This is a genomic window from Burkholderia sp. BCC1640, assembly GCF_902833125.1.
In the GTDB taxonomy this organism is placed as follows: Bacteria; Pseudomonadota; Gammaproteobacteria; order Burkholderiales; family Burkholderiaceae; genus Burkholderia; species Burkholderia diffusa.
The window spans coordinates 1-23,146 of sequence record NZ_CADFEF010000040.1 but is presented as its reverse complement, the minus strand read 5'-3'; the positions used below and the strand labels follow the sequence as shown (position 1 = coordinate 23,146).

18 protein-coding genes, 1 rRNA gene and 1 pseudogene are annotated in these 23,146 nt (G+C 67.9%); 8 read left to right on the top strand and 12 right to left on the bottom strand.

Annotation, left to right across the window (positions count from 1 at the left end):
- Nucleotides 1-3: 3 nt before the first annotated feature.
- From msrB to HWX25_RS29840, 4 genes are all read left to right on the top strand, one after another.
- Entirely contained in the window at nt 4-537 is a 534-nt protein-coding gene (gene msrB / locus HWX25_RS29855) for a peptide-methionine (R)-S-oxide reductase MsrB (protein ID WP_059534441.1), read from the top strand.
- Between the two features lie 35 nt (nt 538-572).
- Nucleotides 573-2,453 (top strand): cytochrome c biogenesis protein DipZ, encoded by a 1,881-nt coding sequence (locus tag HWX25_RS29850; protein WP_175912078.1) that lies wholly within the window; start codon nt 573-575, stop codon nt 2,451-2,453.
- Between the two features lie 60 nt (nt 2,454-2,513).
- The gene (msrA, locus tag HWX25_RS29845) at nt 2,514-3,257 is read left to right on the top strand and encodes a peptide-methionine (S)-S-oxide reductase MsrA (protein ID WP_059534445.1); all 744 of its coding nucleotides are present in this window, start codon (nt 2,514-2,516) and stop codon (nt 3,255-3,257) included.
- Nucleotides 3,258-3,493: 236 nt separating this feature from the next.
- Nucleotides 3,494-4,609: an aromatic ring-hydroxylating dioxygenase subunit alpha gene (locus tag HWX25_RS29840; protein ID WP_059819773.1), complete on the top strand. Its 1,116-nt coding sequence runs from the start codon at nt 3,494-3,496 to the stop codon at nt 4,607-4,609.
- Between the two features lie 21 nt (nt 4,610-4,630).
- Here the strand turns inward: HWX25_RS29840 and HWX25_RS29835 are convergent, their stop codons facing one another.
- The 8 genes from HWX25_RS29835 to HWX25_RS29800 form a co-directional block, all read right to left on the bottom strand.
- The gene (locus tag HWX25_RS29835) at nt 4,631-5,020 is read right to left on the bottom strand and encodes a cytidine deaminase (protein ID WP_059534451.1); all 390 of its coding nucleotides are present in this window, start codon (nt 5,018-5,020) and stop codon (nt 4,631-4,633) included.
- A gap of 127 nt (nt 5,021-5,147) precedes the next feature.
- Complete coding sequence (gene deoA / locus HWX25_RS29830) at nt 5,148-6,473, bottom strand: thymidine phosphorylase (RefSeq protein WP_175912076.1); 1,326 nt, start codon at nt 6,471-6,473, stop codon at nt 5,148-5,150.
- A gap of 20 nt (nt 6,474-6,493) precedes the next feature.
- Nucleotides 6,494-7,768: a NupC/NupG family nucleoside CNT transporter gene (locus HWX25_RS29825; protein ID WP_059690276.1), complete on the bottom strand. Its 1,275-nt coding sequence runs from the start codon at nt 7,766-7,768 to the stop codon at nt 6,494-6,496.
- Between the two features lie 346 nt (nt 7,769-8,114).
- Complete coding sequence (gene hydA, locus HWX25_RS29820) at nt 8,115-9,572, bottom strand: dihydropyrimidinase (protein ID WP_059534457.1); 1,458 nt, start codon at nt 9,570-9,572, stop codon at nt 8,115-8,117.
- A gap of 46 nt (nt 9,573-9,618) precedes the next feature.
- The gene (locus HWX25_RS29815) at nt 9,619-11,127 is read right to left on the bottom strand and encodes an NCS1 family nucleobase:cation symporter-1 (protein WP_175912074.1); all 1,509 of its coding nucleotides are present in this window, start codon (nt 11,125-11,127) and stop codon (nt 9,619-9,621) included.
- A gap of 99 nt (nt 11,128-11,226) precedes the next feature.
- Nucleotides 11,227-12,534, bottom strand: coding sequence for an NAD-dependent dihydropyrimidine dehydrogenase subunit PreA (preA, locus tag HWX25_RS29810; protein WP_175912073.1), 1,308 nt, complete (start codon nt 12,532-12,534; stop codon nt 11,227-11,229).
- Between the two features lie 90 nt (nt 12,535-12,624).
- Nucleotides 12,625-13,962, bottom strand: a complete 1,338-nt coding sequence (locus HWX25_RS29805; protein WP_175912071.1) for an NAD(P)-dependent oxidoreductase — start codon at nt 13,960-13,962, stop codon at nt 12,625-12,627.
- A gap of 128 nt (nt 13,963-14,090) precedes the next feature.
- Nucleotides 14,091-15,371 carry a Zn-dependent hydrolase gene (locus tag HWX25_RS29800; protein WP_175912069.1) on the bottom strand — a complete coding sequence of 427 codons (1,281 nt, stop codon included), beginning with the start codon at nt 15,369-15,371 and terminating at the stop codon, nt 14,091-14,093.
- A 330-nt stretch (nt 15,372-15,701) separates the two neighbouring features.
- Here HWX25_RS29800 and HWX25_RS29795 point away from each other — a divergent pair, with 330 nt between their 5' ends.
- Nucleotides 15,702-16,394, top strand: coding sequence for a TetR/AcrR family transcriptional regulator (locus HWX25_RS29795; protein ID WP_175912067.1), 693 nt, complete (start codon nt 15,702-15,704; stop codon nt 16,392-16,394).
- 112 nt (nt 16,395-16,506) lie between these two features.
- Here HWX25_RS29795 and HWX25_RS29790 read toward each other — a convergent pair whose 3' ends face one another.
- Genes HWX25_RS29790 through HWX25_RS29780 form a run of 3 tightly spaced genes read right to left on the bottom strand, consistent with a single transcriptional unit; the run spans nt 16,507 to nt 20,177 of the window.
- Nucleotides 16,507-17,697, bottom strand: coding sequence for an acetyl-CoA C-acetyltransferase (locus HWX25_RS29790; protein ID WP_175912065.1), 1,191 nt, complete (start codon nt 17,695-17,697; stop codon nt 16,507-16,509).
- An 18-nt stretch (nt 17,698-17,715) separates the two neighbouring features.
- Nucleotides 17,716-18,483: a 3-hydroxyacyl-CoA dehydrogenase gene (locus HWX25_RS29785; protein WP_175912063.1), complete on the bottom strand. Its 768-nt coding sequence runs from the start codon at nt 18,481-18,483 to the stop codon at nt 17,716-17,718.
- A 20-nt stretch (nt 18,484-18,503) separates the two neighbouring features.
- On the bottom strand, nt 18,504-20,177 hold the full coding sequence (locus HWX25_RS29780) for an acyl-CoA synthetase (protein WP_175912061.1): 1,674 nt from the start codon (nt 20,175-20,177) through the stop codon (nt 18,504-18,506).
- 136 nt (nt 20,178-20,313) lie between these two features.
- Here HWX25_RS29780 and HWX25_RS29775 point away from each other — a divergent pair, with 136 nt between their 5' ends.
- From HWX25_RS29775 to HWX25_RS29765, 3 genes and pseudogenes are all read left to right on the top strand, one after another.
- On the top strand, nt 20,314-21,318 hold the full coding sequence (locus HWX25_RS29775) for an AraC family transcriptional regulator (protein ID WP_175912060.1): 1,005 nt from the start codon (nt 20,314-20,316) through the stop codon (nt 21,316-21,318).
- A gap of 351 nt (nt 21,319-21,669) precedes the next feature.
- Nucleotides 21,670-22,257, top strand: a pseudogene (locus HWX25_RS29770) (hypothetical protein); the annotation flags it as partial.
- A gap of 114 nt (nt 22,258-22,371) precedes the next feature.
- Nucleotides 22,372-22,743, top strand: coding sequence for a nuclear transport factor 2 family protein (locus HWX25_RS29765; protein ID WP_175912112.1), 372 nt, complete (start codon nt 22,372-22,374; stop codon nt 22,741-22,743).
- 290 nt (nt 22,744-23,033) lie between these two features.
- On the opposite strand, the gene rrf is transcribed toward HWX25_RS29765, so the two are convergent.
- A 5S ribosomal RNA gene (rrf, locus tag HWX25_RS29760) occupies nt 23,034-23,146 on the bottom strand.

Here is a 23,146-nt window from a genome sequence, read left to right as displayed (position 1 = left end):
ATCATGCCCACCCGCAGACATCTGCTGCTGTTCGCCGGCGCCACCGGCCTCGCCACGCTCGCGGCGCTGTCGTCGGCCGGCCGCCGCGCACTGGTCGGCCGCGCATTCGCCGCGTCGACGGCTGCGCCGAAGATGGCCGCGCCATACGAGGTCACCCTCAGCGACGCCGAATGGCATCGCCGGCTCACGCCCGCCCAGTACGCGATCCTGCGCGACGCCGGCACCGAGCGGCCGTACAGCAGCCCGCTGAACGACGAGCACCGCCCCGGCACGTTCGCGTGCGCGGGCTGCGGCCTCGCGCTGTTCTCGTCGGCCACCAAGTTCGACAGCCACACGGGCTGGCCGAGCTTCTGGAAGCCGCTCGACCACGCGGTCGCGACCGACGCCGACACGTCGTTCGGGATGGTCCGCACCGAAGTGCACTGCCGCCGCTGCGGCGGCCATCTCGGCCACGTGTTCGACGACGGCCCGCCGCCCACCGGCCTGCGCTACTGCATGAACGGGCTCGCACTCGCCTTCCACCCGGCCGCCGCCTGATCCGGCCCCACTCCCGACCGACTGGAGAACGCATCATGCTGCTCATCGTCCTCGCCTATCTCGGCGGCGTGCTCACGATCCTGAGCCCGTGCATCCTGCCCGTGCTGCCATTCGTCTTCGCGCGCGCCGACCAGCCGTTCGTGCGCACCGGCCTGCCGCTGCTGGCTGGCATGGCGCTGACGTTCGCCGTCGTTGCCACGCTCGCCGCCGTCGGCGGTGGCTGGGTCGCGCAGGCCAACCAAGCCGGCCGCTGGGCCGCCATCGTGCTGCTCGCGGTATTCGGCCTGACGCTGCTGATGCCGCGCCTCGCCGAACACCTGACGCGCCCGCTCGTCGCCGCAGGCAACCGCCTCACCGGCCTCGCGCAGCGCGACGGCCGCCCGGCCGGCCCGCTGCCGTCGCTGGTGCTCGGCGTCGCCACCGGTCTGCTGTGGGCGCCGTGCGCCGGCCCGATCCTCGGGCTGGTGCTGACCGGCGCCGCGCTGCGCGGCGCGAGCGTCGGCACCACGCTGCTGCTCGTGGCGTACGCGGCCGGCGCGGCGACGTCGCTCGGCGTGGCGCTCGTGATCGGCGGCAAGGTGTTCGCCGCGATGAAGCGCTCGCTCGGCGCGGGCGAATGGATCAAGCGCGGGATCGGCGCCGCGCTGCTGGCGGGCGTCGCCGCGATCGCGCTCGGCCTCGATACGGGGGCGCTCGCGCAGCTGTCGACCGTCACGACGGGCGGCCTCGAGGCGAAGCTCGTCGACCGGCTCGGCGGGCGCTCGAACGGCGCGCCGGCGGCGATGACCGCGACGGGCTCGCCGGCGGACGGCCCGGCAGACCGCACCGCGAACGGTTCGGACGGCGCGATGATGGCCGCCACGGCCGATGCCGCGCAGCCCGGCGGCGCGATGATGCGCGCGGCCGAGGTCACGCCCGCGCCGCAGGCGCCGGCCGCGCTGCCCGTCGAAGGCACGCTGCCGTCGCTCGACGGCGCCGTGCAGTGGCTGAATTCGCCGCCGCTGACCGCGGCCGGCCTGCGCGGCAAGGTCGTGCTCGTCGACTTCTGGACCTATTCGTGCATCAACTGCCTGCGCACGCTGCCGTACACGACGGCCTGGGCACGCAAGTACGCGCCGTACGGTCTCGTCGTAATCGGCGTGCACGCACCGGAGTTCGCGTTCGAGCGCGACATCGGCAACGTGAAGAAGGCCGTGCACGACCTCGGCATCGACTTCCCTGTCGCGATCGACAACCACTACACGATCTGGCGCGCGTTCAGCAACGAATACTGGCCCGCGCACTACTTCGTCGACGCGCAGGGACGCGTGCGCCGCCATCACTTCGGCGAAGGCGAATACGCGCAATCGGAACGCGCGATCCAGTCGCTGCTCGCCGAAGCCGGCCACCCGGAAGCGCTGAACGTGCCGCTCGGGCTCGCCGGCGCGCCCGCGAAAGGCGCGCTCGCGGCGGCCGACAGCGCCGATGTCCGCTCGCCCGAAACCTATGTCGGCTATGCGCGCGCGGACGACTTCACGTCGCCGGGCGGCGTGGTGCGCGACACGGCACACCGCTACGACGCGCCCGCGCACCCCGACCTGAACGACTGGGGCTTCGCGGGCACCTGGCAGGTCGGCGCCGAGCGCGCGTCGCTCGCCGCGCCGTCCGGCCGGATCGTCTACCGCTTCCATGCGCGCGACCTGCACCTCGTGCTCGGCCCGGGTGCGGACGGCAAGCCGGTGCGCTTTCGCGTGACGCTCGACGGCGCGGCGCCCGGTGCCGCACACGGCGCCGACGTCGATGCGCAGGGCTACGGCACGGTCACCGGCCAGCGCCTGTACCAGCTCGTCCGTCAGCCCGGCGCGATCGCCGATCGCACGTTCGCGATCGAATTTCTCGATCCGGGCGTCGATGCGTACGCATTCACGTTCGGTTGAGCGCGCACCAATGCGACACCCGACCGCCGTCTTCCCCAACGCATTCCGAAGGAGCCAACGATGAACCCGACACCCACCCGCGCCGCCACGCCACGACGGCGCACAGCGATGCTGCGCCGCATCGGCGCCCTCGCCGTCGCGGCCGCCGCCGTGTTCGGCTACCAGCGCATCGTCAACTCCGCCGAACCGATGCGCACCGTGCCCGCGCCGACCCTCGACGAAACGCCCGGCGCATCGCACGACGAGACGGCCGTGCTTGCCGGCGGCTGTTTCTGGGGCGTGCAGGGCGTGTTCGAGCACGTGAAGGGCGTGAAGCAGGTCACGGCCGGTTATGCTGGCGGCGCGTCCGAAACCGCGCACTACGCACTCGTCGGGTCCGGGCTGACGGGGCACGCGGAATCGGTACGCATCGTCTACGACCCGACGCAGATCACCTACGGACGGCTGCTGCAGGTGTTCTTCTCGGTCGCGCACGATCCGACCCAGCTCAACCGGCAAGGCCCCGACGAAGGATCGCAGTACCGGTCGGCGATCTTCCCGACCACCGCGCAGCAACGCGCGGTCGCGACCGCGTACATCGCGCAGCTCGGCACCGCGCACGCGTTTCCGGCGCCGGTCGTCACGCGTATCGAGGCCTACAAGGGGTTCTACCCGGCCGAGGCCTATCACCAGAACTACCTCGAACTGCATCCCGACGCGCCGTACATCGCGTTCAACGACCTGCCGAAGGTCGCCGGGCTGAAACACTACTTCCCGGCGCTGTACCGCGCCGACCCGGTGCTGTGGCGCGACGCACGCTCGTGACCGGCAACCGGCCGCGTGACGGGCTGCGGCCCGTTGCGCGGCCGAGGCCGGGCGGCCTCGCATGCCGCGCGCGCCGCCCGTGCCGCGGATTGCGCCGCATCAAACAAACCGCACCCGCCGTGCCGGTGCAAACCCGCATCGCGTCCGCCATGCGGTGCAACTTCGCGTAGACTTCTCCCAAGCCACGCCGCGTGTTGCGGCGTCCGGACCTTCCGTCCAGCCAGGAGGCGTCACGCATGCGCGCAGTGCCTTTGTCTGACAGCGGCACCCTTGAAGAACCGTCCACCGGCGCGGTCGTGCGCGACCTGCGCCGCGTGCCCATCCATCCCGATCACTGGTATCCGCTCGCGTGGTCGCGCGAACTGAAGCGCGGCAAGACGCTCGGCGTGCGCTTCGCCGGCGATCCGATCGTGCTCGTGCGGACCGAATCCGGCGCCGTGTACGCGCTCGAAGATCGTTGCGCGCACCGCCAGGTGCCGCTGCATGCGGGCGTCGTGAGCGGCGAAACGCTGCGCTGCTGTTACCACGGCTGGACCTACGCGTGCGACAGCGGCCGCTGCGTCGACGTGCCCTACCTCGGCCGCGAGCGTTTGCCCAACGGCGTGCGCGCCTATCCGTGCCGCGAGGCGCACGGGGTGATCTTCGTGTTCCCCGGCGATGCGACGCTCGCCGACGAACGCCCGTTTCCCGCGCTCGAATCGGCGGACGACCGTGCATTCAAGACGCGCCGCTTCGGCCGCGAGGTCAAGTGCCACTACTCGTTCATGCACGAGAACCTGATGGACATGAACCATCAGTTCCTGCATCGCAAGCAGATGGGGCAGATGCGGGCGCGCGCACTCGGCCGGCGTCGCGGCGACGACTGGGTCGAGGTCGATTACACGTTCGCGCGCATGGAAGGCAAGCAGCCGGTCGGCGAGGCGCTCGTGTTCGGCTCGAGCAAGAAGCCCGGCGACCAGGCCGACAAAAGCGTGATGACGGTGCGCACCGGCTACCCGTACCAGACGCTGCAGATCCGCTCGAGCGAAGGCACGCTCGTGATGGACCTGTGGATCGTCTATGTGCCGCTCGATGCGGAGCAGCGAACCAATCGCACGTTCGGACTGCTGTCGATCCACAAGCCTGGCATCCCGTTCGCGCTCGATCTCGCGTGGCCTCTGCTCGTCTGGTTCACCGAGCGGATCTTCCGCGAGGATCGCTGGATCGTCGAGCGCGAGCAGGAAGCGCACGACCGGCAGGGCGCCGACTGGAATCACGAGGTGTTTCCGGTCATCAACGAACTGCGCGACCTGCTGCGCCAGTGCGGCGCGCGCACCGTGATCCCGATCCGCGACGCGCGCGACGGCGCGTGATGCGTGCCGCGGCGTGCTCCGCTACAGGCTGAACGCGCCGGGCAGCAACGCGCGGGCCGTCGTAATCTCGACGGCCCCTTTCAGGTTGGCCAGGATCACTTCGATATCGGGCCGGCCGATCTCGATGATCACCTGACGGCACGCGCCGCACGGCGCGATCGGGCCGTCGGTATCGCCGATCACCGCGAGCCGCGTGAAGTCGCCCGGACGATAACCGGCGGCGATCGCCGCGAACATCGCCGTGCGTTCCGCGCAATTGCACAGTCCGTACGACGCGTTCTCGACGTTGCAGCCGTGAAAAACCGTTCCGTCGCGCGCCTGCAGCGCAGCGCCGACCTTGAAGCGCGAATACGGCGCATACGCGCGTTCGCGCGCCGCCCTGGCTTGTTCGATCAGTTCGTCTCGCTCCATCTCGATGGTGCCTCCAGTCGTGTGCGGGGATGCCTCGACACGACACATCCCGGCCGGCACGATACACCCGTCATGTGAAGCGGGCGCCGATACCCGCACGTTCCGCCGCGCCGGCATCGGCGCACGGTCAGCCGATCTGCCCGTAAATGGTCGGCGGCGCCTCGCCCGTTTCGCCCGCCTCGTCCAGCACGTAGCTTTGCCGCACCTCGTCCCCCGCACGTGCGGCGGCCGCGTCGTCGCGGGCATGCACATAGCCGAGCGGCTGGCCGGCTTCGACACGCTGCCCGATCTCCGCGAGCGCCGTCAGGCCGACACGGTAGTCGATCGCATCCTCCGCGCGCGTGCGGCCGCCGCCGAGCGCGACGACCGCGAGCCCGAGCGCGCGGCAATCGACCCGCTGCACCACACCGCTCGCGGGCGCCGGAACCGGCACGATCACATCCGCCCGCGCAAGATGACGCGCGGGTGCTTCGATCAGGTCCACCGGGCCGCCGAGCGCCGCCACCATTCTCGCGAAGCGTTCCGCCGCCGCGCCCGAGCCGAGCGCCTGCTGCAACATCGTGCGCGCCTGCGCGACATCGCGCGCCAATCCGCCGGTGACGAGCAACTGCGCCGACAGCGCCATCGTCACGTCATGCAGGCGCGCCGGTCGCGACTGGCCCGTCAGGTAATCGATCGCACACGCGACTTCGAGCGCATTGCCCGCGCACGGCGCGAGCGACTGGTTCATGTCGGTCAGGATCGCGGTGGTCTTCATGCCGGCGCCGTTGCCGACGTCGACGATGCTGCGTGCCAGCTCGGCCGATTTCTCGGCGGTCGGCATGAACGCGCCGGAGCCGACCTTGACGTCCATCACGAGCCCGTCGAGCCCCGCCGCGAGCTTCTTCGACAGGATCGACGCGGTGATCATCGCGACCGACTCGACCGTCGCCGTCACGTCGCGAATCGCATAAATGCGCTTGTCCGCCGGCGCGAGCCGCGCGGTCTGCCCGATGATCGCGACGCCGACGTCGCGCACCGTGCGGCGAAACGTGTCCGTGTCCGGTGTCACGTCGTAGCCGGGGATCGCACTGAGCTTGTCGAGCGTGCCGCCCGTGTGGCCGAGCCCGCGCCCCGAGATCATCGGCACGTAGCCGCCGCATGCGGCCACCATCGGCCCGAGCATCAGCGACACGACATCGCCGACGCCGCCCGTCGAATGCTTGTCGATCACCGGCCCGCCGAGATCGAGCGCGCGCCAGTCGAGCACGTCGCCCGAGTCGCGCTGCGCGATCGTCAGCGCGACGCGCTCATCGACGCTCAGGTCGTTGAAGTACACGGCCATCGCGAACGCCGCCACCTGGCCCTCGGTCACGCTGCCATCGGTCACGCCGCGCACGAACGCGGCAATCTCGTCGCGATCGAGCGGCTGCCGGTCGCGCTTGCGGCGAATGAACTCCTGCGGCAGAAACATCGTTGCGTCTCCTCGATTGCTCAGTGCAGCGAAAAGAACAGGCCGGCGATCGCCGCGCTCATCAGGTTCGACAGCGTCGCGGCCGTCAGCGCACGCAAGCCGTGCCGCGCGACTTCCGAGCGGCGCTCGGGCGCGACCGCGCTGAAGCCGCCCGCGAGAATGGCGATCGACGAGAAGTTCGCGAAGCCGCACAGCGCGAACGACACGATCGCGAGCGTCTTCGGGTCGAGCACCTGCAGGCCGGCCGCCGCGACGTGCTCGCCGCCCTTCAGATACGGCGACAAGTCGCCGTACGCGACGAACTCGTTGAAGATCAGTTTCTCGCCGATGAAGTTGCCGGCCAGCGCCGCATCGTGCCACGGCACGCCGATGATCCACGCCAGCGGCGCAAACAAGTGGCCGATGATGCCCAGCAGCGTCACCTGCGGAAAGCCCGCGAACGCGGCCACGCCGCCGACGATGAGGTTCATCAGCGCGATGAGCCCCACGAACGCGATCAGCATCGCGCCGACGTTGATCGCGATCCGCAGGCCCACCGATGCGCCGGATGCCGCCGCCTCGATCACGTTGGCGGCCCGCTTGTCGTCGAAATCGAGCCCGTCGACCACGACGCGACTCGGCTCGACGGTCGGAAACAGCAGCTTGCCGAACAGCAGCCCGCCCGGCACCGCCATGAACGATGCGGCGAGCAGGTACTCCATCTTCACGCCGAGGCCGGCGTAGCCGACCAGCACCGAGCCCGCGACCGACGCCATGCCGCTCGCCATCACCGTGAAGATCTCGGCACCCGTCATGTGCCGCACGAACGGCTTCACGAGCGCGGGCATCTCGCTCTGCCCGAGAAAGATCGTCGCGACGGCCGAGCACGCCTCGATGCGGCTCACGCCGAGCACTTTCGCGAGCCCCGCGCCGAGGATCGCGACGATCCACTTCATCACGCCGACGTAGTAGAGCACCGCGATCAGCGCGGTGACGAAGATGATCATCGGCAGCACGCGCAGGCCGAACACGAACCCGCCGTCGCCGAAAAGCTGGAACATCCGGGCGTCGACCAGCCCGCCGAACACGAAAGCGATGCCGTGATTGCCCATGTCGAGCACGCGATTGACGCCGTTCGCGGCCGCCGCCAGCGCCGCGCGGCCCGACGGCACGAACAACACCAGCGCGCCGATCGCGAACTGCGTGAGCAGCGCGGCGATCAAGGTCCGGCCGCTCACCGCGCGCCGGTTGTTCGACAGCAGATAAGCGACCAGCAACAGGAACAGCATGCCCAGGAGACTGCGCAGAATATCCACCTCGTACTCCTTTCTCTCTATGTTTATTGGAATGCTCGGCAGGCGGCCCGGCCCGGCACGCCCGTGTAACGCCGTCGGTGGATATTACTCGCCGTCATGCATGACGACAACGCAAACAAAATGGCATGCTCCGTGCTGTTTCGTTCGCGTCGTCAATTTGCTCAGTTCTTCTATGCACCTTGAAATCGGATGGATACGACGATGTTCGGTCGATCCCATATATTGAAAGAATTGACGAGAGGTCGAGAAGAGACAGGGCCGGCGATGCACGTGACCAGCCGCATGAACGCGCGCGGGGCGTGCCGTTCGAACGGACACGCCCCGCGCAATGGACGACGTATGTCGCTCAGCCCGCGCGTTCGACCGGATGCGGCTCGCGCAGCCGGTTCGCGATGCGCGCAGCCTCGTAGTAGCCAGCCGCGGGCGGCCGTTTCAGATAGCGGCCCGCGCCACGCACCGCTCGCAGCTCGCCGTCGGCCCATGCGAGCGCGCCGCGCGTGAGCGTATGGGTCGCGACGCCCTGCACGGTCATCCCTTCGAACACGTTGAAGTCGACCTGCTGGTGATGGGTCTTCACCGAGATCGTCTTCGTCGCGGCGGGATCCCATACGACCAGATCGGCGTCGGCGCCGACCTGCACGGCCCCCTTGCGCGGATACAGGTTGAAGATCTGCGCGGCGTTCGTCGATGTGATCCGCACGAATTCGTTCGGCGTGATGCGGCCATGATTGACGCCGTGATGCCACAGCACCGACATGCGATCCTCGACGCCGCCGCAGCCGTTCGGGATCTTCGTGAAGTCCTCGCGGCCCATCGCCTTCTGCGACGCGCAGAACACGCAATGATCGGTCGCCGTCGTATGCAGCTGCCCCGCTTGCAGCCCGCGCCACAGCGCCTCGCGATGCTCGGCCGACCGGAACGGCGGGCTCATCACGTGCGCGGCCGCACGCGTCCAGTCCGGATCGCGATACACCGACTCGTCGATCACCAGGTGGCCCGGCAACACCTCGCCGAACACGCGCAGCCCTTCGCTGCGCGCGCGCGTGATCGCATCGACCGCGTCCTTCGCCGACACGTGCACGATATACACGGGCACGCCGAGCACTTGCGCGATGCGAATCGCGCGGTTCGCGGCCTCGCCCTCGACCTCGGGCGGACGCGACAGCGGATGCGCCTCCGGCCCGGTCATCCCGCGTGCGAGCAGCGCCTTCTGCAACTGGAACACGAGCTCGCCGTTCTCCGCGTGCACGGTCGGCAGCGCGCCGAGTTCGAGCGAACGCGAGAAGCTGTTCACGAGGACCTCGTCGTCGGCCATGATCGCGTTCTTGTACGCCATGAAGTGCTTGAAGCTCGACACGCCATGCTCGCGCACGAGCGTGCCCATGTCGCGGTGCACCGATTCGTCCCACCACGTGACGGCCACGTGAAAGCCATAGTCGGCCGCGGCCTTCTCGGCCCAGCCGCGCCACTCGTGGAACGCGTCCATCAGCGGCTGCTTCGGGCTCGGGATCACGAAGTCGATGATGCTGGTCGTGCCGCCCGACAGCCCGGCCGCCGTACCCGAATAGAAATCGTCGCTCGCCGTCGTGCCCATGAACGGCAGTTCCATGTGCGTATGCGGATCGATGCCGCCCGGCATCACGTACTGGTCGTGCGCATCGACCACCGTCGCGCCGGCCGGCGCGTCGATCGTCTCCGCGATCTGCAGGATCGTGCCGCCGTCCTGCGGGTCGGCACACAGTACGTCCGCGCGATAGGTGCGGTCCGCATCGACCACGGTGCCGCCGCGAATCAGGATTGCCATTTGGTTGCCTCCTCGTTGACTGTCGGGTGCCGCATGCGTTCGCGCATCACGCGCTCGCGATCTGCGCGCGCTGTCCGGCGCGCCACTTCATCCACGTGCCGTACACGCCCGACGCCAGCACGAGGCCGACGAACCACGCATACGTGTAAAGCGTGTTGAAGAACGCCGGCACGTTCGGGAACGACGCCGGGAACGCGGTATGCAGGAAGCCGGGGAGGTTCGGCAGCACGCCGATCGCGAGCGCCGCCAGCGCGGCCGGGTTCCAGCCGCGTGCGTAGCTGAAGTCGCCGCGCTCGTCGAACAGCGCGCGCGTATCGAGCCGCGTGCCGCGAATCAGGAAGTAGTCGACCATCAGGATGCCCGCGACCGGCCCAAGCAACGCCGAGTAGCCGACGAGCCAGGTGAAGATGTAGCCGTCCGTCGTCGCGAGGATCTTCCACGGCATCATCACGATCGCGAGCGTCGCGGTGATCATCCCGCCCGTGCGGTACGAGATCGCCTTCGGCCACAGGCTCGAGAAATCGTAAGCAGGACCGACCAGGTTCGCCGCGAGGTTGCAGCACATCGTGTCGAGCGTGAGGATCACGAGCGCGATGCCGACGCCGATGCCGGTCATCCGGCTCGTCAGGTCGATCGGATCCCAGATCGCGTTGCCGTAGATCACGACGGTGGCCGACGTCACCACGACCGACACCACCGACAGCAGCGCCATCGGCAACGGCAGCCCGATCGACTGTCCGATCACCTGGTCGCGCTGCGAATGCGCAAAGCGCGTGAAGTCGGGAATGTTCAGCGCGAGCGTCGCCCAGAAGCCGACCATCGCGGTCAGGCCCGGCCAGAACGTCGCCCAGAAGAGTCCCGCCTTCTTGCCGCCCGCGACGAACTGCGACGGCGCCGACAGCATCGTGCCGAAGCCGCCCGCCTGCGACGTCGCCCACCACACGAGCGCGATGCACATCACGACCTTGATCGGCGCGGACCAGCTCTCGAGCCAGCGGATCGAATCGGTGCCGTGCCAGATGAAGTACAGCTGCAGCGCCCAGAACACGAGAAAACACTCGAGCTGCCCGAACGAAATGCCGACGAGCGGCAACGCGGCGCCGTGCAATGCGTTGCCGGTCAGGATGTTCAGCAGCGTGTAGATCGCGCTGCCGCCGAGCCAGGTCTGGATGCCGTACCAGCCGCACGCGACGATCGCGCGCAGCAGTGCGGGCAGCTTCGCGCCCTGCGTGCCGAACGACGCGCGCACGAGCACCGCATACGGAATCCCATGTTTCGCGCCCGCATGGCCGATCAGCAGCATCGGCACGAGCACGATCAGGTTGCCGAACAGAACGGTCAGCACGGCCTGCCACGGCGACATGCCTTCCTGGATCAGCCCGGCCGCGAGCATGTACGACGCGATGTTCATCACCATCCCGACCCACAGCGCCGCGAAGTGATACCAGCGCCACGTGCGCTGCGACGCCGTCGTCGGCGCGAGATCGTCGTTGTACAGGCTGCCGGCCGGCGCCGCGGCGCTGTCGGGATCGGCGGGAATCGCTGCTGGTTTCATCGGACGCGCTCCACGTAAACGTCAGCGCCGGCATCGCACGATGCCGGCAGAACAGGACACAAGCAGCAGCGCGGACGATACCGCACCGCCGGCCGCCAGTCAGGCCGCCTTCGCGTGCTTCGCGGGCTCCGCCGGGCTCGCACCCGCGTCGGCACGCGCCGGGTTGTTCGGATGCGTGGTCCAGTTCGCATAGTCGCCCGCGTCGACCCGCTCCATCGTGATGCACTGCTCGACCGGACACACATGCATGCAAAGATTGCACCCGACGCACTCCGCATCCACCACTTCGAAGTGACGCACGCCGTCCTTCTCGGCCGTGATCGCCTGGTGCGACGTGTCCTCGCACGCGATATGGCACAGCCCGCACTGGATGCAGCGGTCCTGGTTGATGCGTGCCTTGATGTCGTACTTCAGGTTCAGGTATTTCCAGTCGGTCACGTTCGGCACCGCGCGGCCGCGCACGTCGTCGAGCGTCGCGTAGCCCTTCTCGTCCATCCAGTTCGACAGCCCGTCGGCAAGATCCGACACGATACGGAATCCGTAATGCATCGCGGCGGTGCACACCTGCACGCTGCCGGCGCCGAGCACCATGAACTCGGCCGCGTCGCGCCACGACGAAATCCCGCCGATGCCGGAGATCGGCAGGTTCGGCGTTTCCGGGTCGCGCGCGATCTCCGCGACCATGTTCAGCGCGATCGGTTTGACCGCCGGGCCGCAGTAGCCGCCGTGCGTGCCCTTGCCGTCGACGGTCGGCATCGGCGCCATCTGGTCGAGATCCACCGCGACGATCGAGTTGATCGTGTTGATCAGCGACACGCCGTCCGCGCCGCCCTTGTAGGCGGCGCGCGAGCCCATCCGGATGTCGCTGATGTTCGGCGTGAGCTTCACGAGGCACGGCAGCTTCGTGCCTTCCTTGACCCAGCGCGTGACCATCTCGACGTATTCCGGCACCTGCCCGACGGCCGCGCCCATCCCGCGCTCGCTCATCCCGTGCGGGCAGCCGAAGTTCAGCTCGACCGCATCGGCGCCCGTATCCTCGACGAGCGGCAGGATCCATTTCCAGTCGCGCTCGTTGCACGGCACCATCAGCGACACGATCAGCGCGCGGTCGGGCCAGTCGCGCTTCACCTGCGCGATCTCTTTCAGGTTCACGTCGAGCGGCCGGTCAGTGATCAGCTCGATGTTGTTCAGGCCGGCGATGCGTTGGCCGTTCCACTGCACCGCGCCGTAGCGCGAGCTGACGTTGACGACGTGTGGATCGAGCCCGAGCGTCTTCCAGACGACGCCGCCCCAGCCCGCCTCGAACGCGCGATTGACGTTGTACGCCTTGTCGGTCGGCGGCGCGGAGGCCAGCCAGAACGGATTCGGCGAAGTGATGCCTGCGATGGTGCAGCGAAGGTCGGCCATGTTCGGCTCCGTGAAAATGGGGCGTTTATCGTGGTTCGCGTGGCGCGCGCCATGCACGGAATACGCGCGATGCCGTTGCGTATGCCGTGCTCACGCGGCCTTGGCGGCGCGCTGCGCGAGCGCCGCGTCGATCGCCGCCGCCGCGCGCTTGCCGTCCTGCACGGCCTGCACCGTGAGGTCGATGCCGTCCGTCGCCGCGCAATCGCCGCCGGCCCACACGTCGGGCAACGCCGTGCGTCCGTCCGCGTCGACCGCGATGCGCGTGCCGTCCGTCGTCAGCAGCGCGGCCGCGACACCGTCCGGCGCCAGCGTCTGACCGATCGCCTTCAGCACCATGTCCGCGTCGACGGTGAAACGCTCGCCCGACGCGGCCTCGAATTCGACAGCCGTCACGTGCCCGTCCGCGCCCGAGATGCGCACCGGCTTCGCGTGCGTGACGAGCGTGACGCCGCTCTTTTGCGCGAACTCGCGTTCGGCCCAGGTCGCGCTCATCGCGTCCACGCCGCGCCGGTACACCATCGTCACGCGCTCCGCACCGAGCTTGCGGCTCTGCACGGACGCGTCGATCGCCGTGTTGCCGCCGCCGATCACGACCACGCGCCGCCCGACCGGCACGTTCTCCAGCGCGTCGGCCTGCCGCACCTGCTCGATGAAGTCGACCGCGTTCATCACGCCGGTCAATTGCTCGCCGTCGATCGCGAGCGTGCGCACGCCGCCCAGGCCCATCGCGAGAAACACCGCGTCATGCCGCTCGCGCAACGCGTCGAGCGTCACGTCGCGGCCGAGCGCGACACCCGTTTCCACCGCAATGCCGCCGACCGACAACAGCCATTCAACTTCGCGTTGCGCGAAATCGTCGACGGTCTTGTACGCGGCGATCCCGTATTCGTTCAAGCCGCCCGCCTTCGGCCGCGCATCGAACAGCGTGACGCGATGCCCGGCGAGCGCGAGCCGGTGCGCACAGGCGAGCCCGGCCGGCCCCGCGCCGACCACCGCGACATGCCGCCCCGTATCGGGCGCACGTGTGAAGCGCACCGCGCCGCTCGCCATCGCCCAGTCGGTCGCGTGCCGCTGCAGCGCGCCGATCGCGACCGGCTGCGCATCCTGGTGATTGCGCACGCACGCGCCTTCGCACAGGATCTCGGTCGGGCACACGCGTGCGCACATCCCGCCGAGCGGATTCGCGGACAGGATGTCGGTCGCGGCGCCCTTCAGGTTGCCGTTGCCGATCTTGCGGATGAAGCTCGGGATGTCGATCTGCGTCGGGCAGGCCTGCACGCACGGCGCGTCGTAGCAGTAGTGGCAGCGGCTGGCGGCGGCCGCGGCGGCAGTCGGATCGAGCAGCGGCGCGATATCGGCGAATTCGCACGAGAGTTGCGTGGACGACAGGCGATGCGCGGCGATATCGCCGGTTGGCTTGGAGGTCATACGCGTTCCTTCGACTGGTGGAGACAAAGCCGTCCCCGCCGGCTGCGAATGCACAGTCGGGGCGGTCCTGCTTGGGAATGCCACGGTCAGGCGACGATCAGCCTGCCGGCTGCGCTAGATCCGATCCGTCATGAAGCCGGCTCGCATGCGCGCGACAACATCGCGTGCAGCAGCACGTTCGCGCCGGCCTCGATCCACGCAGGCGTCGCGTCCTCGATCTCGTTGTGACTGATGCCGTCGACGCAGGGTACGAACACCATCGACGTCGGCGCGACCTGCGCCAGATAGCAAGCGTCGTGCCCCGCGCCCGACACGATGTCGCGATGCGAGTAGCCGAAGCGATCGGCCGCGTCGCGCACGGCCGCCACGCAGGCCGGATCGAACGCGACGGGCTTGTAGTAGAAAATCTGCTCAAGCGCGGTGTCGAGCCCGATCTCGCCCGCGATGCGCGCGACGCCGTCGCGCAGCGCAGCGTCCATCTCCGTGAGCACGGCGTCGTCCGGATGACGGAAATCGACGGTGAAGAACACGCGGCCCGGAATCACATTGCGCGAGTTCGGGTGAACCTGCATCATCCCGACCGTCGCGCAGCCGAACGGCGCGTGATCGAGGCCGATCCGGTTCACGAGATCGACCACGCGCGATGCACCGAGCAGCGCGTCGCGGCGGCGCGGCATCGGCGTCGGCCCCGCGTGCGCTTCCTGGCCGGTGAACGTGATCTCGTACCAGCGCTGCCCCTGCGCGTCCGTCACGACGCCGATCGTCTTGCACTCCGCCTCGAGAATCGGCCCCTGCTCGATATGCAGCTCGAACGCCGCATGCAGCTTGCGGCCGCCGCAGGGTACGTCGCCCGCGTAGCCGATGCGCGCGAGTTCCTCGCCGATCGTCTTGCCGTCGACGTCCTTGCGCGACAGCCCGTACTCGAGCGGGAACACGCCCGCGAACACGCCCGACGCGACCATCGCCGGCGCGAAGCGCGAGCCTTCCTCGTTGGTCCAGATCACGACCTCGACCGGATGTTCCGTCTCGATGCCGTGATCGTTCAGACTGCGAATCACCTCGAGGCCCCCGAGCACGCCGTAGATGCCGTCGAAGCGGCCGCCCGTCGGCTGCGAATCCGCGTGCGAGCCGGTGACGACCGGCGCCGCGTCGGCCACGCGGCCCGCGCGGCGCATGAACACATTGCCCATCGTATCGACCGTCACCGTGCAGCCGGCGGCTTTCGCCCAGCTGACGATCAAGTCGCGTCCGGCCTTGTCGAGATCGGTCAGCGCGAGGCGGCAGACGCCGCCCTTCGGCGTCGCGCCGATCTTCGCCACCTCCATCAGGCTGTCCCACAACCGCCTGCCGTCGACCTTGATCGACGTGTCGAATGCTGCCCGCTTCACTGTTTCCGATACCGCGTTCATTCGTATCGCTCCTGTGGGGTCGGTCATTGCTGCCGTCGGGGCAAACCCGCACCGGCGAGGTGCAGATGTGCATCGTTCGCGTGATTCGTCCGATCGATCGGCGGATGGTCGGCACTGCATTCCGTCGATCATCAAATCCTGTCCGATTGGACAGGTTTTAGACGATCAAAATGCCCAGCGCAATGTCTTTCTTGCGTGAATCGAGCGAGCGAGAAACGTGCCACCGCATTGCAACATCGCGCGCGCCAATGCGCACGGGCACGTGCGTTCGATGCGAACCAGCGGCTAGAATGAAGCGCAACGCGGCATGCAAGCCGCGCGAGGGTAACGATGAGACATGACGAAGCGGCCGCCGAAGCCACCGGCGACGACGAAACGAACACGCCTTTGCGGCGACGCAAGGCGCACATCCGCGAGTCCAACGAAGCGCATCTGCTGGCCTGTGCGGAAGCCGTATTCGCGGAGCGCGGGCTCGACGGAGCGAGCACGGCGATGATCGCCGAACGTGCGGGCTTGCCGAAGGCGAACCTGCATTACTACTTCCCGACGAAGCTTGCGCTATACCGTCGCGTGCTCGACGACCTGTTCGAAGACTGGCACCGCGCGGCCGGGTCGTTCGAGGCCGGCGACGATCCGGTCGAGGCGATCGGCGGCTACGTGCGCGCGAAGATGGATCTGTCGCGACGGCGCCCGCTCGGCTCGAAGGTCTGGGCCAACGAGATCATCCACGGTGCCGCGCACATGCAGGACATCCTGTCGGAACGCGTGAAGCCCTGGTTCGACACGCGCGTGAAAGTGATCGAAGGCTGGATCGCGCGCGGGCTGCTCGCGCCGATCGATGCACATGCGTTGATGTACCTGATCTGGGCGACCACGCAGCACTATGCGGATTTCGATGCGCAGATCCGCGCGCTGAGCGGCAAGCGTGCGTTCACGCAGAAGGCGTTCGCCGAGAGGACCGAGCAGGTCGTACAGCTCGTGATCCGCGCGTGCGGTGCGGTGTCGCCGGAGGCGAACGCGTAACGCGATCGCGCGCGCCCCTGAAAGCAAAACGGGCGACGGGCACGATGCCCGCCGCCCGCGTCGCGAGACGGCAGGCGTGCCGTCTCGCGCGTAATGCGTCGATGCGTTCGCGTTACGCGACCCGCTCGATCGCGATCGCCGTCGCCTCGCCGCCGCCGATGCACAGCGACGCGACGCCGCGCTTCAGCCCATACGCTTCGAGCGCGGCCAGCAGCGTCACCATCACGCGTGCGCCCGATGCGCCGATCGGATGGCCGAGCGCACACGCGCCGCCGTGCACGTTGACCTTGTCGTGCGGCAGGTCGAGATCGCGCATCGCGGCCATCGCCACCACAGCGAAGGCTTCGTTGATCTCGAACAGGTCGACGTCGCGCAGGTTCCAGCCGGTTTTCTCCGACAGCTTGCGGATCGCGCCGATCGGTGCCGTCGCGAACAGGCCCGGCTTGTTCGCGTAGGTCGAATGCCCGACGATCACCGCCTTCGGCGCGAGGCCGAGCCGGTCCGCTTCCGAGCGACGCATCATCACGAGCGCGGCCGCGCCGTCCGAAATCGACGACGAATTGGCCGCCGTCACCGTGCCGCCTTCGCGGAACGCCGGCTTGAGCGTCGGAATCTTGTCGAGCTTCGCGTTGCCCGGTTGCTCGTCGATCGACACGACGGCTTCCGTCTTGCCGGCCTTCACGGTCACCGGCGCAATCTCCGACACGAAGCGTCCTTCCGCAATCGCGCGCTGCGCGCGCGTCAGCGATGCGATCGCGAATGCATCCTGCTCCTCGCGCGTGAACTGGTAGGCCTGCGCGCAATCCTCCGCGAACGTGCCCATCAGCCGGCCCTTGTCGTACGCGTCCTCGAGCCCGTCGAGGAACATGTGGTCGAGTACCTGGCCATGCCCCATGCGCATCCCCGCGCGCGCCTTCGGCAGCAGGTACGGCGCATTCGTCATGCTCTCCATCCCGCCCGCGACCGCCACGTCCGCCGATCCCGCCAGCAGCAGGTCGTGCACGAACATCGCGGCCTTCATCCCTGAGCCGCACATCTTGTTGACCGTGGTCGCGCCCACCGCCAGCGGCAAGCCCGCCTTCAGCGCGGCCTGCCGCGCCGGCGCCTGCCCCTGGCCGGCCGGCAGCACGCAGCCAAACACGATTTCATCGATGCGCTCGGCGGGCACGTTCGCGCGTTCGAGCGCCGCGCGAATCGCCACCGCGCCGAGCTCGCTCGCGCTGGCCGCGGCCAGGGCGCCCTGAAAACCACCCATCGGCGTGCGCGCCGCGCCGACGATTACGATCGGATCCTGTGTCGTCATGATTGCATTCCTCCAGTATCAGCGCGGTGCCATGCGCAGCGCGCCATCGAGACGGATGACTTCGCCGTTCAGCATCGTATTCTCGGCGATGTGGCGCACCAGCGCCGCGAATTCGTCGGGGCGGCCGAGCCGCGGCGGGAACGGTACGCTCTTGCCGAGCGCGTCCTGCACGTCCTGCGGCATGCCGGCCATCATCGGCGTCGCGAAGATGCCCGGCGCGATCGTCACCACGCGAATGCCGAACCGCGCGAGTTCGCGCGCGATCGGCAACGTCATGCCCACCACGCCGCTCTTCGATGCCGCATACGCAGCCTGCCCGATCTGTCCGTCGAACGCCGCGACCGACGCGGTGTTGACGATCACGCCGCGCTCGCCTTCCGTGTCGGCGTCCTGCTTCGACATTACGTCGGCGGCCAGCCGAATCATGTTGAACGTGCCGACCAGATTGATCGACACCGCACGTGCGAAACGGTCGAGCGAATGCGGGCCTTCGCGGCCGACGACCTTCTCGCCCGGCGCGACGCCCGCGCAGTTCACGAGCGCATCGATGCGGCCGAACGCGTCGCGCGCAGCGGCAACGGCGGCCTGCCCGTCGGCTTCGCTCGTCACGTCGGTCTTCACGAAGCGTGCGGCCGCGCCGAGTTCGTGCGCGAGGCTCGTGCCGGCGTCTTCATTGACGTCCAGCAGCACGGCCTTGCCGCCTTCGGCGACCACCATGCGCGCCACCGCCGCGCCGAGGCCCGAACCGGCGCCCGTAATCAGAAAAACGCGATCCTTGATATTCATTCGCAGTCCGTAGTCAGTATTCAGGAGTGAGCAGTCTTCTCGGCTTCCAGCTTGCGCAGCACGAAGCGCTGGATCTTGCCGCTCGGGGTTTTCGGCAGTGCGTCGACGAAGTCGATCGCGCGAGGATAGGCGTGTGCCGACAGCCGCCGCTTCACGTGCTGGCTCAGTTCTTCGGCCAGCGCCGGTGTACCGTCGAAGCCTTTCGACAGCACGACGAACGCCTTGACGATCTCGGTGCGCTCCGGGTCCGGCACGCCGATCACCGCGGCCTCGCTGACAGCCGGATGCTCGATCAGCGCGCTTTCCACGTCGAACGGACCGATCCGGTAACCGGACGATGTGATCACATCGTCCGCGCGGCCGATGAAGCTCACGGTACCGTCCGGCTCGAGCTCGACGTTGTCGCCGGTCCGGTAATAGCCGCCCGCGATCGCCGGCGTGTCCTGCTGCCAGTAACCGTAGAACCACAGCAGCGGCGAGTGCGCGATGTCGATCGCGAGAATGCCGGGCTCGCCGGGGCCAAGTTCGCGGCCGGCTTCGTCGAGCACCGCGACGCGATAGCCGGGCATCGCAAAACCCGCCGAGCCGGCATGGACGACGTGCGCGAGCCCGTGATGATTGTTCACGACCATCCCGAGTTCGGTCTGGCCGTAGTGGTCGTAGATCGGCGCGCCGAGCGCTGCGTGGAACCAGCGCACGACTTCCGGATTCAGCGGTTCGCCCGCGCTGCTGACGACGCGCAGTTGCCCTTTCAGGCGCGCGGCCGCTTCTGTGCCGGCCGCCATCAGCATCCGGAACGCCGTCGGCGAACCAGCGAGGCTCGTGATGCCGAGCCTTTCGATCACGTCGTAGGTACTGTCGACCGTGAAACCGCCCTCGTACAGCGTCGTTGCATGGCCGAGCAGCAGCGGGCCCGTGATCGCGTAATAGAGGCCATATGCCCAGCCCGGATCGGCGATGTTCCAGAAGCGGTCGCCGGCGCGAAGATCCACCGCGTCGCGCATGTACGCGCCGAACGCGAGCAGCGCGCGCAACGGCACCGGCACGCCCTTCGGCAAACCCGTCGTGCCCGACGTCGACATCATCATGAACAGGTCGGCGCCCTTTCGCGGCACCGGTTCGAATACGTCGGACTGCGCGTCGAGCGCCGCGCGGAAATCGATGTCGTGCGCCGGCAGCGCGTCGCCCGACTCGCGCACCGTCGCGACCCGCGGGCAATCGACGATCTCGTCGAGCTTCGCGCGATTCGCGATGTTGGTGACGACCAGCCGTGCATCGCTCATGCGCAGCCGGTGCTCGATCGCCTTCGGCCCGAACGCGGTGAAGAGCGGCTGATAGACGGCGCCCGCGCGCCACGTGCCGAGGATCGTCGCGACGAGTTCGGGCGTACGCGGCAACAGGCCGGCCACCACGTCGCCCGGCTTCACGCCCTGCTCGACCAGCAGGTTCGCGACCCGCGCCGACAATGCCTGCATCTGTGCGAACGTGAAACTGCGATGCTGGCCGCCGGCGTCGATCCAGTCGAGTGCGATCGCATTCGCGTCCGCCGCCGCATGCCGGTCGCAGCATTCGACGCAGGCGTTCAGGCCCTGCTCCAGGTCGCCGTGCAGATGTGCGGCGGCGGTCTCGATACGGAAGCCGGCCACGGCGTCGGCGTAGGCCGGCACCACCCGGGCGGTTGCTCCATCACGCATGCGTGTCTCCTGTTCGTTATGCCCGCCGGCGAGCCGGGGGGTATATCGACGATAGTAGACAGCCGTCACATTGCAATCAATGACAAACAGAATCTAGAATCGTGATCGCTTTTGCCATGTCTGGAGGGCATGAAAAATGGGGCCGCAGATGATCTCGCCGGATTTCGTCGAGGATGCGCTCGAGAGCCTGCGCCGGCTGCGGATTCCGACCGAGCCCGTGCTGCGCTTGGCCGGCCTGCCGGCCACTGTGCGCGAGCCCGTCACGCCACAGCAGTACGGTCGCCTGTGGCTGGCGATCGCCAACGCAATCGACGACGAATTCTTCGGACTCGCGGCCCGCCCGATGCGGCGCGGCAGCTTCACGCTGCTGTGCCACGCCGTGCTGCACGCGGGTACGCTCGAGAAGGCGCTGCGGCGAGCGCTGCAGTTCCTGCGCGTGGTGCTCGACGAACCGCGCGGCGAGCTCGTGGTCGCCGACGGTCAGGCGCAGATTGTCCTCACGCAGGCGGGCGCACCGTATTCTGCGTTCGCGTACCGGACGTTCTGGCTGATCCTGCTCGGCGTCGCCTGCTGGCTGATCGGCCGACGCATTCCGCTGCAGCGCATCGATTTCGCGTGCCCGAGCCCCGACCAGCGCAGCGACTACCACCAGTTCTTTGGCGTGCCCGTGCATTTCGACCGCCCGGACAGCCGGCTCGCGTTCAACGCCGCGTACCTCGCGCTGCCGACGATCCGCTCCGCGCAGGCGCTGAAAACCTTCCTGCGCGGCGCGCCCGGCAACCTGCTCGTGCGCTATCGGCACGACACCGGCTGGGTGGCAAAGACACGTGCGCACCTGAAGGCGCAACCGGCCGCCGAGTGGCCGGACTTCGACACGCTGGCCGTGCGCCTCGGCACGACGCCCGCGACGCTGCGGCGACGGTTGCGCAGCGAGGGGCAGAGCTTCGCGTCGATCAAGGACGAGCTGCGCGGTGCGCTGGCCCAGTCGCTGCTGCGCGGGCACACGCTCAGCGTCGCGGAAATCGCGGCGGAACTCGGTTTTACCGAGCCCAGCGCGTTTCATCGCGCGTTCCGGAAATGGACCGGGACGAGCCCGGGCGCATTTCGGCGGGATGTCAATGCGGCGCAGGCGGAGCATTGAATTGCGGCGCGGGTGTGCGTCACGCTCGGTGCGAGCGCGCTAAAGGGCAAGTCCGACGGGCATGATCGCAGTGAAATTCAGCAGTCGTGCGGTTGCTCGAGCTGTTGGCCGTCAAAGGAAGTTCTGGAAGAACCGTTCTCTTTTGCTTCAAGAGGCGATCCCCACGCATTCGACGGCCACGCAGTCGATTCGGCTGCGAGCACGCAATCGCGCTGCAATTTGTTGGCATTCAATCGCTTCCCGCTTCGGCAACGACACGGCGCAGAATCGACGGCGACGCACGCCGGCGCGAAGTTGCGCGTTGCGCTGCCTGACCACATACTGACCGCCCATGCGAACAAGACCGCGTTGATGGTGACTGTCGATCAGGGTGCCGCTTCAGTGCTGGGTGTCGTGGGATCTGCCGTGTCCCTGTTGGCAGCCATTCCATACGCGCTCGCGATCTACCGGCGCACCGTTCGGCCGCACCTGTTCACATGGCTCATCTGGTCGGTCGTCACGGTGATCGCGGCCAGCGGCCAGTTCGTTGCGGGTGCCGGACCGTCTGCATGGTGCACGGCGGCGATCGCACTGACCTGCTTTCTGACTTTCGTCGCGAGCCTGTTTCGAGGTGAGGCCGGCTGGACCCGCCTCGATTGGCTCTTCCTGTGCGCAGCGCTATCGGCTATTCCGCTCTGGATGCTGACCGAGGACCCTACGATGTCGATCTGTCTGGTCACGCTGATCAAGCTTGCCGGCCTGGGACCGACCGTACGCAAGACGCTTCGCGATCCGTGGAGCGAGAGCCTCACGTATTTCGCGCTGTGCGTGCTCAAGTACGCATTGGCGCTGCTGGCGCTAAGCGCGTGGAATGTCACGGTCGCGTTCTATCCTGCGGTCAATATCGTCGCGTCGATCGGCATCTGCTTGGTGATGATGGTGCGACGTCAGGCGCTGTCGAAATCGGAGGAGCCTCTGTCGAATAGCCTTGGTGCCGGAATGCGAGAGCCGCCGCAACCCGATTGCCGGTCGCGTATGAAATGCGGACCCATCGAACCGTTGCGAGGCCCCGATATGGATGCCGTTCGTGCAGTCATCGAACCGTATGAAGCCGCACTGCGAGCGGCGATGCTCGCCAACGACGTCGACACACTCGACACGTTGCTGGATGACGACCTCGTCTTCACCATCCCGAGCGGGCTGGTCATTTCGAAAGATGACGATCTGTCCGCGCATCGCGCGAAACTGCTGCGCCTCGACACACTCGATATCCAGGAGACTCAGGCAAAGACGGTCGGCGGGATGATCCTCACCACGACGAAGGCGAAGCTTGCCGGTCGTTTCGACGGCAACGCATTCGATGGCATGTTCGCCTATACGCGCCTGTGGCGCCGATCGGGTAGCGAATGGCGTGTCGTCGCCGGACATGCATCGCAGATTGGTTGAACTTACGACATGCCGGCAAATCGGGAACTGCTGGATCGAAAGGTGAGCCGATGCTACCGCTGTCGCGCACCGACAGTGCTCGGCAACCGTTGCCGATGGATGCGCCACGGCGTTAGCGTTCGTGCAGCGCGTGCGGCCGATGCGAAGGCACTCTCGAGATCGCTGAAAAGGAGTCCTCGGGAGAGCATGCAGTTTGCAAGATAGGGACGGTTCTCTGTCATCTCGCGCATTTCCGCCGCGCCAATGCAAAAACCCCCGCCTTGTCGGGCGGGGGTTTCTGGCTTGAGGGAGCCTGACGATTACCTACTTTCACACGGGAATCCGCACTATCATCGGCGTAGAGTCGTTTCACGGTCCTGTTCGGGATGGGAAGGGGTGGGACCGACTCGCTATGGTCATCAGG